General features: G+C 74.9%; 9 protein-coding genes. 3 read left to right on the top strand and 6 right to left on the bottom strand.

The window, feature by feature from the left end:
• Positions 1-5 precede the first annotated feature (5 nt).
• Complete coding sequence (gene eccB / locus ACIQ5Y_RS20125) at positions 6-1,595, bottom strand: type VII secretion protein EccB (RefSeq protein WP_403881800.1); 1,590 nt, start codon at positions 1,593-1,595, stop codon at positions 6-8.
• Between the two features lie 303 nt (positions 1,596-1,898).
• On the opposite strand from eccB, the gene eccE reads away from it, so the two are divergent.
• From eccE to ACIQ5Y_RS20110, 3 genes are all read left to right on the top strand, one after another.
• Positions 1,899-3,170, top strand: a complete 1,272-nt coding sequence (eccE, locus tag ACIQ5Y_RS20120; RefSeq protein WP_403881798.1) for a type VII secretion protein EccE — start codon at positions 1,899-1,901, stop codon at positions 3,168-3,170.
• Positions 3,167-3,865: a hypothetical protein gene (locus tag ACIQ5Y_RS20115; protein ID WP_403881796.1), complete on the top strand. Its 699-nt coding sequence runs from the start codon at positions 3,167-3,169 to the stop codon at positions 3,863-3,865. The genes eccE and ACIQ5Y_RS20115 overlap by 4 nt, the downstream gene beginning before the upstream one ends.
• A 187-nt stretch (positions 3,866-4,052) precedes the next feature.
• Positions 4,053-6,782, top strand: coding sequence for an SCO5717 family growth-regulating ATPase (locus tag ACIQ5Y_RS20110; protein WP_403881793.1), 2,730 nt, complete (start codon positions 4,053-4,055; stop codon positions 6,780-6,782).
• A 51-nt stretch (positions 6,783-6,833) separates the two neighbouring features.
• On the opposite strand, the gene ACIQ5Y_RS20105 is transcribed toward ACIQ5Y_RS20110, so the two are convergent.
• From ACIQ5Y_RS20105 to ACIQ5Y_RS20085, 5 genes are all read right to left on the bottom strand, one after another.
• Positions 6,834-7,790, bottom strand: a complete 957-nt coding sequence (locus ACIQ5Y_RS20105) for a bifunctional riboflavin kinase/FAD synthetase (protein ID WP_403881790.1) — start codon at positions 7,788-7,790, stop codon at positions 6,834-6,836.
• A 128-nt stretch (positions 7,791-7,918) separates the two neighbouring features.
• On the bottom strand, positions 7,919-11,683 hold the full coding sequence (locus ACIQ5Y_RS20100) for a serine protease (protein ID WP_403881788.1): 3,765 nt from the start codon (positions 11,681-11,683) through the stop codon (positions 7,919-7,921).
• 234 nt (positions 11,684-11,917) lie between these two features.
• Entirely contained in the window at positions 11,918-12,823 is a 906-nt protein-coding gene (gene truB / locus ACIQ5Y_RS20095; RefSeq protein WP_403881785.1) for a tRNA pseudouridine(55) synthase TruB, read from the bottom strand.
• Positions 12,820-13,266, bottom strand: coding sequence for a 30S ribosome-binding factor RbfA (gene rbfA, locus ACIQ5Y_RS20090; RefSeq protein ID WP_384748910.1), 447 nt, complete (start codon positions 13,264-13,266; stop codon positions 12,820-12,822). The genes truB and rbfA overlap by 4 nt, the downstream gene beginning before the upstream one ends.
• A 28-nt stretch (positions 13,267-13,294) precedes the next feature.
• Positions 13,295-13,588, bottom strand: coding sequence for a DUF503 domain-containing protein (locus tag ACIQ5Y_RS20085; protein WP_037928515.1), 294 nt, complete (start codon positions 13,586-13,588; stop codon positions 13,295-13,297).
• Positions 13,589-13,693: the final 105 nt, after the last annotated feature.

The following is a 13,693-nucleotide window of genomic DNA, read 5'->3' as shown; positions in this document are numbered from 1 at the left end:
CTTCCTCACGAACCCTGCGGCTGACGGGCGGAGTTGGTGTCCAGCCGCGGGCCCTTGGAGAGGAACTCCGACCAGGCGATGGGCACCAGGGAAGGGGTCACGCCGCCGTAGCCGAGCCGGATCTGCGCCTGGCTGGCCTCGGGGCGGACGTCCGTGGAGCCCTTGGCCTGCGGGTCGGCGGCGCCGATCTTCGACTTCTCGGCGTCGCTGTCGCCGTTGGCCTGCACGGCGTACCGCAGGCCGGTGTCGGTGACGAGGAAGAGGGAGCCGCCCGCGGTGGTCTGCTTGCCCTGGACCTGGGTGTAGAGCAGTCCGGAGCCCGGGGTGACGTAGGAGCTGGTGCCGCTGGCCGTGATGTCGATGGGGAACCCGGTGCCCGCCCATGTGCTCAGGGTCTGGCCGCCCTGGGCGTCGACGGAGTGCAGGACGTTGCAGACGGTGTCGCGGCCGCTGCCGCCGGAGCCCGCCGCCTGGCCGCCCGCGCCCCGGGCCGCCTCGTTGATCCGCTCGGACTTCTTCTGCGGCCACCTGGCGTCGCCGGCGAACCGGGTCGCCTCCGGATGCAGTGTCTGCAGGTCGACCTCGCGGGCCTTGCCGTGCATGTTGAGGCCGTCGGTGGCGGGGGCCGAGATGAGCAGCCAGGCGACGAACTCGGAGACCGGAGCGACCTTCCCGGGCAGCACCACGTAGTTCTGGGTGCCGGCGCCGGTCTGTGCCGTGAGCACCATGCCGACCTTGTTGTCGGCGGTGCCCAGGCCCTTGACGTCGGCGTTCGTCGCGGCCTTCGCGGGCAGTTGCGGGAAGGCCAGGTCGTCGCCGGGGTTGAGGGTGGCCAGCCACTGCTCGGTGACCAGCTGCGGGGTGGCGCCGGTGCCGACCAGGGCGTTGGTCATCGTCCCGGCGTCCGGAGCGCCTTCCGGGAACTTGTACTTCGTGCCCGAGCCGTCGACGAGGTAGCGCTCCTTGCCCACCCCGGTGCTCTGCACGTACAGCACCTGGTTGTCGGTGAGCTTGCGCTGGTCGTCCATGCGGACGGCCTCTCGGTCCGCGAGGACGAAGGTCGCCGTCTGCACGCCCTTGCCGTTGCCGCCCGGCTGCTGGCAGACGGCCCAGCGCTTGGCCTTGCCGGCGTCGTTCTTGGAGGGCAGCCGGTCGGGGGCGTACGGGATGCCGATGATGGGTCCGCGCGGAACCTTGCCGCCGTCGAGGACGGCGTCGGCGACGGTGACGACCTTGATGGACTTGGCCGGTTCGAGGAGGAGCCGGGCCGAGGCGAGGTTCAGCACCGGGTGCAGCCTCTTCTGCTCCTTGCCGTCCACCTTCGTCGTCAGGACCACGTACCTCGTCGTCGACTCCTTGCCGACGATGACCTGCACTCCCGGAGCGTCCCAGCCCTGGGGGGCGGTCGGCTTGAACATGCCCCACGCGCCGAAGCCCGCGATCACCAGCGCCCCCGCGATCAGCCCCGGCAGGACGGCGCGCAGCGGGCGCGGTGCGCCCTCCTCGGTTCCCGTGGCGGAAGGCTGGAGGAACGCCGCCACCGTGCGCCGCTTCGCAAAGGTGTACGCGTTGAGCTCATCACGTCGTGATGCCATGACCGCCTGCTTCTCCCCGCACGGCCCGGTCGGTGGGTACTCCCCCGGCTACCACCGGGAGGTGCCCCCGCCCCCGGGCCTCGATTGTCGGACCGGGCACCTACTATGCCTCTTGACGGACCGTATGCAGGGGCCGGGTAGGGTAAGGCAGCCGCTCAGCGCCTTCCGGACCACAGCATTCAGGATCATCGGGGCGTCAGGGCTCGTTGGGGTGGATTGGGGAGATTCCGGCGGTCGTGCGGCGGTGCCGCGCAGTGCCGGAATTCATGGGGCCCGGCCCCGGAAAGGGGACCTGCGCGAGTGATGGCCACCGCGACGCGGCCACGGACTGGCACGGCCGCACCCGCACGCGGCGGAGTGGCTCCGCATCCGAAGTCGAGCCCCGGCCGCTTCGGCCCGTTCCGACTGCAACAGCTCGTACTGCTCCAGATCGCCGCGGCCGCCCTGTTGGTGGCGTGGGTCGTGGAGCCGATGCTGCTGGTCCCCGCCGGCGTGCTCGCCCTGGCCCTGGTGGTGCTCGCGGTCGTACGCCGTCGCCGGCGCTCCCTGCCGGAGTGGCTCGGCGGCGCCCTCGCACTGCGCGCGCGCAAGCGGCGCTCCGCCGCCCTGGCCGTGCCCGCCGGCACCGAGCCCGGGCTGGCGCCGCTGGTCGAGGCGGATCCGGCGCTGCGCACGCTCACCTTCAGCGACCGTGACCGGCGGCCCGTCGGAATGGTCGGCGACGGCACCTTCCTGACCGCGGTCGTCCAGGTGGACACGGACGCCACCGCGCTGCGGCCCGACCGGTCGGAGCGGCCGCTGCCGCTGGGACTCGTACGGGACATCCTCGAAGTGGACGGCATCCGGCTGGAGTCCGCGCAGCTGGTGCAGCACACCCAGTCGGCCCCCGCCCCGCACCTGCCGGCCCAGTCGATGGCCACGCGCAACTACGCCCCGCTGCAGGCCCGCGCGGGCACGCCGGCGGTGCGCCTGACGTGGATCGCCCTCAAGCTCGATCCGGAGCTGTGCCCCGAGGCGGTCACCGCGCGCGGTGGCGGGCAGGCGGGCGCGCAGCGGTGCGTGGTGCGGGCGGCGGACCAGCTGGCGAGCCGGCTGACCGGTGCCGGGTTCAAGGCCACGGTGCTGACCGAGCAGGAGCTGACGGCGGCGCTGGCGACCTCCTCGTGCGCGAACCCGATGGCGATCACCCAGGCGGGCCGGTCCGGCAGTACGGGCCGGCGCACCGAGGAGACCCCGCGGACCTGGCGCTGCGACGACCGGCGGCACACGACGTACTGGATCGCGCGCTGGCCGCTGCTGGGCGGCTCGGGGGCGGCGCTGCCGCAGTTCGTGGCGCTGCTGACCTCGCTGCCCGCGCTGGCCACCAACTTCAGCCTCACGATGTCCTCCGCCGAGCGACAGGGCGTCACGCTGTCGGGACACGTACGGGTGACGGGGCGCAGTGACGAGGAACTGGTGGCGGCGCGGCGGGAATTGGAGCGGACGGCGCGCGGCGTGAAGGCCGGGCTCGTGCGTCTCGACCGGGAACAGGTGCCGGGGCTGCTGGCCTCGCTGCCGCTGGGAGGGGCCCGATGAGGGGTGGCTTCGGACTGGTCGGCCCGCGCCGGGAGCGGCACGTGGTGTCCGCCGCGGATCTGGACGCGCTGGCGGTGCCCGTCGGTGACGACGGGGTCGTCATCGGCGTGGACGCCGAGGGCGGGCCGGCGGTGCTCGGCATCAACCGGCCGACGCCGTACGAGGTGACGCTGATCGGCGGTCTGTGGACGTCCCAGGTGCTGGCGCTGCGCGCGGCGGCCACGGGTGCGCGGGTCGCCGTGGAGACCGGGCGCGCGCACGTGTGGTCCGGGCTGGCCCAGGCGGCGGGTGGCGGGCAGCAGTGCGTGACCCTGCACGACGTGGGCCGGGTCCCGCCGCAGGGCGCGTCCGCGGGCAGCCCGGTGCTGGTGATCCGCGACTGCGGGATGCGGCCGCCGCGCGGGCGCGTGGTGGCCGGTCCCTGGCAGTCGGTGCTGACCCTGCTGCCGTACCTGAGCCCGACGGCGCCGCGGCTGCTGCAGCAGTCCGCGCTCGTGGGCGTGCAGCGCGTGTCGCCGGACGAGGCGGAGCAGGTCGGGCGGCTGATGAACCTGTCACGGCGGGCGGTGGATTCGCTGCCGACGCTGGGTGACGGGGTGACGCTGTGGTGCACGCCACGGGACCGGCAGTTCGTCATGACCCAGGGGACGGAAGCGGAGACGGGCCTGCTGGGGGCGGCCCGGCGCATCGACTGACGGTCGACTGACCATCGACGGGGCCCGGTTGGCCATCGGCCGGCCGGGGGATGGCCCGTCGCCCCGCGCACGAGCGCGCGGGGCGGGGCCGACGCGGGCGGACACGGGCGGCGGGCCGCGATTAGGCTGAGCGCGGGCGCGCGTCGAGGTGGGCGCCGGACCAGTGTTCGACAGACCAGGAGGACCAGTGAGCGGCGATCGGAACGAGAGGCGCGGCGGGACGTGGGACGTCCCGACGGACGATCAGTCCGACGCGGAGCCCGAACTGACGGGCGAGTTCACCATCGACTACACCCCGCCGGCCTGGTACACGCAGGGCGCGAGCCCGGCCGCGGTGCCGGGGCTGCCCGAGGGCAGCGGTTTCGAGCCCCACCGCCCGTCGGAGCTCGACTCCCCCCGGACGATGCGGGTGGGCCCGCCTGCCCAGCGGCCGTCGCCGGACGGGACGGCCGCGCCATCGGCTCCGCCCGTCGGCATGCCTCCGGCGGTGGACGCCCCCGCGGGCCCGGCGGGGGCCCTCCCGCCGTATCCGGCACCGGCGTTCCCGTCGGCCCCGTCGAGCGGCACTCCCCTGCCCGACGCCACCCCGGCCTTCCCGTCGCCCCCCACGGGCGGCGCGCCCGCGCACGAGGCGCCCCCGGCCTTCCCCTCGCCCCACACGGGCGGCGCGCCCGCGCACGAGGCGGCGCCGCCGTACCCGGGTCCGGCGTTCGCCCCGAACCCGGTCGGCGCCGCGCCCACGCCCGACCCGGCTCTGCCGTACCCGGCACCGGCGTCGCCGTCGGCTCCCGGCGCCGGCACGCCCGACATGGCTCCGCCCTACCCGGCGCCGCCGTCCACCCCGGCCGACGGGGTGCCCGGGCCGAACGCCGCACCGCCGTACCCGGCACCTGCCTCGACTCCCGTCGGCGGTACGCCCGTACCCGACGCGGCCGCGCCGTACCCGGCACCGGTGTTCCCCCCGGCGCCGGACAGTGGGACGCCCGACATGGCCCCGCCCTACCCGGCACCTGCGCCTACAACGGCTTCCGGCGGGGGCACTCCGGCGCTCGACGCGGTCCCGGCGTACCCGGCTGCCGGCGCACCCGGGCCGGACGCGGCACCGGCCTTCCCGGTACCGGCAGCGGCACCGACGTCGACGCCCGTCGGCGGTACGCCCCTGCTCGACGCCGCCCCGGCGTCCGACCCGGCCGGCGACGCACCCGCGCAGGCGCTGCCTGCGGCGGCCGACTCCGGTGTCGGGCCGCTCCCTCCGTTCCCCGTGCCGACGCCGGGCCTGCCGCCCGCGCAGGACGCACCCACCGCCCCCGCCGAGGCGCTGGCCGCTTACCCTGCTCCGGCCCTGCTGCCGGCGGCGGTCGGCCCCGTGGCCGCGCCCGACGCGCCCGCCGAGGCGCTCCCGGCGCTCCCGGCCCCGGTGGCGGACTCCCCCGCGCCCGGCGCCGGGCCGCACGACACCCCGGCCGACGGGGTGCCCGTACTGTCGGCCGCTCCCGAGGACCGGCCCGGTGGTGAACTGCCGCCGGTGCCGACCGCGTTCGGGGACGAGGACGGCGGCTACTCCTTCGCACCGCCGCAGCCCCAGCAGCACCTGCCGCAGCCGCAGCCGCAGGCCCCCGCGCCGCAGCCGACCCCGCAGTACGACCCCCGCTCCGGCGGCCAGTGGCCCGCGCCGCAGCACCAGTTGCCGCCCCAGCCCCACGACCCGCACTACTCCTCCGGCCAGACCACCGGCGGGGCGCCGCTCGGCTACACCGCCGCCGTGGAGCTGTCGTCCGACCGCCTGCTGCGCAACAAGCAGAAGCCGAAGAGCAACAACAACGCGGCCGCCGGAGGCCGTTTCCGCTTCGGCGGCAAGGCGGCCGAAGCGGACCGCCGGCGCAAGCTGGAGCTGATCCGCACTCCGGTGATGTCCTGCTACCGCATCGCCGTCATCAGCCTCAAGGGCGGTGTCGGCAAGACCACGACCACCACCGCCCTCGGTGCCACCCTCGCCTCCGAGCGCCAGGACAAGATCCTGGCCATCGACGCGAACCCCGACGCCGGCACCCTCGGGCGCCGCGTCCGCCGCGAGACCGGCGCCACGATCCGGGACCTGGTCCAGGCGATCCCGTACCTGAACTCGTACATGGACATCCGCCGGTTCACCTCGCAGGCGCCCTCCGGTCTGGAGATCATCGCCAACGACGTCGACCCGGCCGTCTCGACGACCTTCAACGACGAGGACTACCGCCGCGTCATCGAGACGCTGGGCCGCCAGTACCCGATCATCCTCACCGACTCGGGCACCGGGCTCCTCTACTCCGCCATGCGCGGGGTCCTGGACCTGGCCGATCAGCTGATCATCATCTCGACCCCGTCGGTGGACGGCGCGAGCAGTGCCAGCACCACCCTCGACTGGCTCTCCGCGCACGGGTACGCCGACCTCGTCTCGCGCTCCATCACCGTCATCTCGGGAGTCCGCGAGACGGCCAAGATGATCAAAATCGAGGACATCGTCCAGCACTTCGAGACCCGCTGCCGCGGAGTCGTCGTGGTGCCGTTCGACGAGCACCTCGCGGCCGGCGCCGAGGTCGACCTCGACATGATGCGGCCCAAGACGCGCGAGGCGTACTTCAACCTCTCGGCGCTCGTGGCGGAGGACTTCGTACGGGCCCAGCAGCAGGGCGCCCACGGCCACTGGGGTGCGCAGCAGCCCGGGCAGCCCCAGCCGCACCAGCAGCCCCCGTACGGCCAGCCGCAGTACCAGCAGCCGCCTCAGGCCCCGCAGCCGCATCAGCCGCAGCAGCCCCAGCCACCGTACGGCCAGCCGTACCCGCAGCCCGGCCAGCCCTGGCAGCAGCCCCCGGCGCCCCAGCAGCCGCAGAACCCGCAGAACCCGCAGCAGCAGCCCCCGCGCGACCCGCGCCTCGGCTGAGAACGACCGAGGGCCCGTACCACCACTGGTACGGGCCCTCGGTCGTTCACGTCAGCGCGGCAGGTCGTACGCGTCCGTCAGCGTCCGCGCCCGCTTCACGTCGTCCGCGATCGCCTCCAGCAGCCCGTCGAGCGACTCGAACTTCGCCATCCCCCGCACGTACGCGAGGAAGTCCACCGCCACGTGCATCCCGTACAGGTCCAGGCCGATCCGGTCGATCGCGTACGCCTCGACCGTCCGCTCGGTCGCGTCGAACTGCACGTTCGTCCCCACCGAGATCGCCGCGGGCATCCGCTCGCCGCCGGCCGTCAGCCAGCCCGCGTACACCCCGTCCGCCGGGATCGCGGTGTGCGGAGCCGTCTCGACGTTCGCCGTCGGGTAGCCGAGCTCGCGGCCGCGCTGCGCACCGCGCACCACCACGCCCTCGACCCGGTGCGGGCGGCCCAGGATCTCGGCCGCGCCCTCCATGTCGCCCTCGGCGACGAGCCTGCGGGCGAGCGTCGAGGAGAACGGCACGCCGCCGCCCGCCTCGCCCCGCTCGACCAGGTCCACGACCTCGACCGTGTAGTCGTAGGTGGAGCCCAGCTCGCGCAGGAAGTCGACGTTCCCGGCGGCCCGGTGCCCGAAGCGGAAGTTCGGGCCCTCGATGACGGCCCGGGCGTGCAGCTTGTCGACGAGCACCTTCACGATGAAGTCGGCCGGGGACAGCTGCGAGAACTCCGCCGTGAACGGCAGGATCAGCAGCGCGTCGACGCCCAGCCCGGCCATCAGTTCGGCGCGCCGGTCGTACGGGGCCAGGATCGGCGGGTGGCTGCCGGGGCGGACCACCTCGCTCGGGTGCGGGTCGAAGGTGACCACGACCGACGGGACACCGAGCTCGCGCGCCGTCGCCACGGCCCGTCCGATGATCAGCTGATGACCACGGTGCACGCCGTCGTAGGAGCCGATGGTGACGACGCTGCGTCCCCAGTCCTGGGGGATGTCCTCCAAGCCACGCCAGCGCTGCACTGTGACCGCTCCTCGCCCGAACCCGTTTAGGCCTTGTATTTGAATGCCGATTGCAGGTCTAAGACTGCCATGCCGCCGCCCGGTGCCCAGCATCGGCGTCTGAGTGCGACAACTGCCGTGTCAGATCGTCACGTCACATCCTGCGCGGCCATGCTGAGGGTCTCCACCGTCCGCCGCGCGCTCGGCCCCAGCAGCGCCGCCGCCTCCGCGCCGGCCTGGGCCAGCCAGCGGGCGACGAGCGCCCCGAACACCGGTGAGGTCCGGGCCAGCTCCACCGTCCTGCGCTCGAACACCGCCGCCCCTCCGGGGGCCCGCAGCAGCTGCCGCCCCGTGCGGCGCAGCAACTCCCTCGTACGGTCCTCCGGGCGGGTGGCGGCCCCGGCCGCGAGGGAGCCGAGGAAGGCGTCGAGCACCAGCGGGTCGGTCTCCTCGCGCAGCAGTACGTCGGCCAGCTCGCGCCGCAGCGCGCAAGCGGGCTCCTCCCCGCCCGGCGCGGCCAGTACGACGGCCAGCTCGGCCCGCACCCCGGCCGGGGCGCCGCGCAGGAGGTCCAGCACGAGCGGGCGTACGACGGGCCCGGCCGCTGGGCCCTGCTCCAGGCGCAGGCCCACGAAGGCGGCGGCGTGCGGTGCGTCCTCGGGGCGGCGCGCCAGGTGCTCCCGTACGAGCTCGGCGGCGCGGCGGGCGAGCCCCGGCGTGGTCAGTGCGGCCAGGGCCCGCACCACCTCCCCGTCGGCCCGGGCCCGCAGGGCGGCGAACACCGCGTCCGGGTCGGGCAGCACGGGCAGGGCCGCGACCAGGGCGGAGGCGGGCAGCCGGGTGCCGTGCTCGGGGTCGCGGAAGCAGGCGAGGGCGTCGGGGAGGTAGCTGCCGCGGGTCTGCGGGTCACGGAGCAGGGTGGCCAGCGCGCTGCCGTGGAGGGCGGCGTCGCCGGGGCGGGCGAGCAACGCCTGGGCGGCGTAGCGCAGCAGTTCGCGGTCGGCGGGGGTGCGGACGTGGGGGGCGGTGGCGAGCCCGTACGCGGCGGCCGCGACCCTTCGCCCGGGCCGTTCGTCGTGGGCCCAGCGGTCCACGGCCCGGCACATGGCGGAGGGCTCCTCCTCGGCGAGTACGGCGAGCAGCTCGTCGCCGCGGGGGTGCGCGGCGGCGACGAGCTGCTCGGTGAGGTCGTCGAGGGCGAGCCGGCGGTGGGTGTGCAGCAGGGCCTGCGCCGCGCCGGCGACCGTGGCGCCGGGTCGGCCGCGCAGGCGGCGGCCGTCGCCGAACCAGGCGCAGAGCAGCGGCTGCACCGTCTGCGGGTCGCGGGCGAGGCGACGGGCGGCGGCGTCGAGGTAGCGGTCGCCGGGGAGCGCCTCGGCGGGGTCGGCGGGCAGCAGGCGGCGCAGCAGGTCGAGCCGCTCGGGCTCGGGCAGCCGCAGCCGGTTCCAGAACCACCCTCCGAACTCGCCGGGCCCGGCGCGGGCGACGTGCTCGGCGAGGGCGTGCAGGACGGGGAGGTGCGGTTGGGCGTCGGCGGCCCGCAGCAGGGTCTCCCGCAGCAGGCCGGCGGCCCACCAGGCGGGGTCGGTCCCGGTCGGCCCACCGCCCGGTTCCGACGGGGTCGGGGGTGTGCCGGGGCGTCCCCGCAGGGAGTCGAATGCAACCACGCCGAACTTGTCCGCTCCCTGGAAACGTTCGACGCCCGAGGAGGCGCCCCGGCGCGGCCCCGGCACCGGCACAACCCCCGGGACCCCGGCCGCCCCGGGCGGGGGCTCCGCGAAGGTGTTCAGGGCTTGGACCAGGCGGGTGAGCTCGGTGCGGAGCCGCTCCGGGGGGAGTCTGCGCAGGGCCTCCAGGACCGGGCCGATGCGGTGGCGGGGCACGGGCAGGCCCGAACCGGTGGGCTCGTGGACGAGCGCGCGCAGGGCCGCCGGGACGTCCAGGTGGCAGGCCTGGAGCCAGTCCGACAACTCCTCGTGGGCGAAGCGGTAGCCGGGTCCCGCGGGCACGAGCAGCCCCTCGGTGAGCACGGCGGAGGCCCAGCCGGTGCGCCACGGGAACAGCTCCTCGAACGAGGCCCGGTCCAGCTGTCCCTGCCCGGGCCCCAGGCAGCGGCGGGCGGCCTCGTGCACCCGGCCGGCCACACGGGCCGCGAGCCGCCGGACCCCGGGGCCGTGGACGGCGCCGCGGCCGGGCGGGCCGCCTGCCTCGGCGGCGATCCGGACGGCCGCCCGCAGGGCCACCAGGTCCAGGTGGGCGCCGAAGACCTCGTCACGGCCGGGCCGCCCGGCGGTCACCTCGGCGGCACGGACGCCGGCGAGGAGGGCCAGCGTGAGGGGGTGGCGGGCATCGGCCTCCCGGACCGCGTCGGCGGGGATGCCGAGACGGGCCCGGGCGGCCTCGGCCTCGGCGGGGGCGAGGTCGCCGAGCGGGAGGGCGGGCGGCAGCCGACGGGCCGGGCGGGCGGGGGTGTGCAGTACCCCGGGCGGGTAGAGCGCGCCGGCCCGCTCCCAGTACTCGGGCCGTGCCGCGACCACGAGGCGGGTTCCGGTCGCGCGCAGCCAGGCGGCGGTGGCTTCGGTCCAGGGGGCGAGGCGGTGCGCGAGTTCGGGCGGCATCTCCTCGGGTGCGTCGAGCACGACGAGCAGCCCGCGCCCCGCGGCCGCCGCGGCCCGCGCCACGCCCTCGGCGATACCGGGTGGCCGCGCCGCCCGGGCGGGGTCGGGGGCTCCCGCTCCGCCGAAGCCGGGGACCCCGGATGGCTGCGCCGCCCGGGCCGGACCCGAGACCCCGCCGGGGCCGGGAGACTGCGCCGCCCAGGCCGGGACCTCAGCCCCTGCAACGCCGGGAAACCGCGCCGCCCAGGCCGCGTCAGAGGCCCCGCCGTAGCCAACCGGCTGCGCCGCTCCGGCGGGGGCGGGGGTTCCGCCGGGGCCGCACCGGGGCGTCTCCTCGGGCTCCGAACCTTTCCAGGGGCCGGATGTGTGGAGGGTGGTTGTGTTCGGAGCCCTGCGGGGACGCCCCGGCACACCCCCGTCCCCGTCGGAGCCGGGCGCCGCGATGATGCGGGACGCCATGGTCAGCGCACGGGTGAGGGCCGTGGCCAGGGAGGTGTCCTGGGCCTGGAGGTCCGCGCCTCGGAGCCAGAGCGTCGGGGACGGGTGGGAGCCTCGGGAGCGGCGGGCGGCGAGGGCGGCCAGGGCCGTGGTGCGGCCCGTGCCCGGGTGTCCGATCAAGGCCAGGACCAGTGCGTCGGCCGCCGTGAAGGCGTCCAGGTCGGCTGCGACGGCCGGTCGGTCGACGGGCGCCGACTCGAAGTCGTCCAAGGCGCAGCCCAGGGTGGTGCCGGTCAGTTCCAGGGCTCCGGCCAGGTTCAGGTCCGCCCCGTAGGCCGGTACCGTCGCCGCGTTGCGGTCCAGCAGCTCGGCCAGGCCGGGGTCGGCCGCGGCCGCCGCGCGGAGTGCCACCGCGCCGCCGCCCGACAGGACGGCCAGCACCGCTCCGGTCTCCGCGTCGATGACGGGGCCCCCGCAGGCCTCCCCGCCCATGCTCAGGGCGTCCCGTCCGTCGGTGCCGATCGCCAGGTCCACCACCAGGGCGTTCGACCCCAGTACCCGTGCCTGTCGCCAGCCGCGCGCCGGCACCCGTACGTACGCCCCCTGCGGGATCACCTCGCGCGTCGCCACCGGCAGCGGCCGTACGCCGAGCCCGTCCGTCCGTACGAGCGCCACCTCGGCCCCCGCCAGGACGGTGACCTCGGCCAGGCAGCTCCGCCCGGCCGGTCCCCTCAGCAGGACCCTGGTCAGCCCGTCGACGGCCTCATGGCTGGTGACCACCGTGCCCCGGTCGTCGGCGACGAACCCGCTGCCGCGCGGCCGCCCGGCCGGATCGCAGATGGTGACGAGCTCAGCCATGGCACTCCCCCGCAACTCCCCGTTCTCACGAACGGTAGGCAGGTGAAGATCAGCACGAAAAGCACGCGAGGCGAAAGCGCCCCCTTACGCTCCCTCCATTCACTCCGAGCGCCTGCTCGGACGGGTGAATAGCGGCGTCCGGGTGGATAGAGACCTACCCGAGGGGGGTCGTGGAGCGGTGAGCGTCGGATGATCGGCGCTCACCGCTCCACGTCAAACGCTCACCGCTCCGCGTCAGACGAAGACCGCGAGGGACTTGGCCTTGCCGCCCTTGCTCTCCACGAGACCGAGCAGTGTTCCCTCCGGTCCGAAGACCGCGACCGTCTGGCCGGCCGCGTAGGCGTCCGGCATCTCGATCCGCACGCCGTTGGCGAGCAGGGAGGCCCGCCGTGCGTCCAGGTCCCAGCGCGGGAAGGCCGCGGCTGCCGCCTCGCCGATCGGCATGACGGTCAGCTCCTCCTGGAGCTGGTCCAGCGTCCGCGCCCGGTCGAGCTTGTACGGGCCGACGCGCGTGCGCCGCAGCGCGGTCAGGTGACCGCCGACGCCGAGGTCGGCGCCGAGGTCCCGGGCCAGGGCGCGGATGTACGTACCGCTGGAGCAGACGACGGAGACGACGAGGTCGAAGACCTTGGTGCCGTCCTCGGCCTCGGCTTCGCGCATGTCGTACACCTGGAAGGAGGAGATCGTGACCGGCCGGGCCGGGATCTCGAAGTCCTCTCCGTCGCGGGCGCGCTTGTAGGACCGCACGCCCTTGATCTTGATGGCGCTGACCTTGGACGGGACCTGCATGATCTCGCCCGTGAGCTTGGCGATGCCCGCGTCCACGGCGTCCCGGGTGACCCCGGAGGCGTCCGCGGAGGAGGTGATCTCGCCTTCGGCGTCGTCCGTCAGGGTGTTCTGGCCCAGACGGATCGTGCCGAGGTACTCCTTCTCGGTGAGCGCGAGGTGGCCGAGGAGCTTGGTGGCCTTCTCGACACCGAGGACGAGGACGCCCGTCGCCATCGGGTCGAGCGTGCCTGCGTGGCCGACGCGGCGGGTCTTGGCCATCCCGCGCATCTTGGCGACCACGTCGTGCGAAGTGAAGCCGGACGGCTTGTCGACGATGACAAGGCCGTCCGGCGTCTTTTGTGCGTTGCTCATTCGGCGGCTGCGTCCTCGTCGTCGCCCGGCTTCTTGTACGGGTCGGCGTCGCCGGCGTACTGGGCACCGGAGGAGACCTCGCGCACCTGGGCGTCGGAGGCGCGCGCCTTGTCGAGGAGGTCCTCGATGGTCTTGGCGGTCTCCGGGAGGGCGTCCGCGACGAAGGTCAGGGTGGGCGTGAACTTGGTGCCCGCCGCCCGGCCGACCGCGGAGCGCAGTACGCCCTTGGCGCTCTCCAGGCCCGCTGCCGCGCTGGCCCGGTCCTCGTCGTCGCCGTAGACCGTGTAGAAGACCGTGGCCTCCCGCAGATCGCCGGTGACCCGGGTGTCCGTGATGGTCACGTGCGTACCGAGGCGGGGGTCCTTGACGCCGCGCTGCAGCTTCTCGGCCACCACCTCCCGGATGAGGTCCGCCAGCTTCTTCGCCCGCGCATTGTCGGCCACTGGTCCGTCTCCTTCTTATGTCTTGCTATCAGTCTTCATCACCGTGGAGGCGCCGTCGTACGGACAGCAGCTCCACTTCCGGACGCGCCGCGACCAGCCGCTCGCAGCGGTCCAGTACGTCCGAGAGGAAACCCGCGTCCCCACTCACCAGAGCGACCCCTATGCGGGTCCTGCGGTGCAGGTCCTGGTCGCCCACTTCGGCCGCGCTCACGGAGAACTTTCGTTGGAGCTCGGCCACGATGGGCCGGACCACGGAGCGCTTCTCCTTGAGCGAGTGGACGTCGCCGAGGAGCAGATCGAAGGACAGAGTCCCCACGTACATGCAGTTCCGGATATCCCGCCGGTGCGGGTTCGGTGGCCTGCCGGCCGTCGCTCGGCAGGGTCACCAGAACCGTACACGCAACGGCCGGGGCCGATCGACGGATAT

The sequence above is a fragment of the Streptomyces sp. NPDC096339 genome (assembly GCF_044762985.1).
Taxonomy (GTDB): domain Bacteria; phylum Actinomycetota; class Actinomycetes; order Streptomycetales; family Streptomycetaceae; genus Streptomyces.
This window is presented reverse-complemented; position numbering and strand designations above follow the sequence as displayed.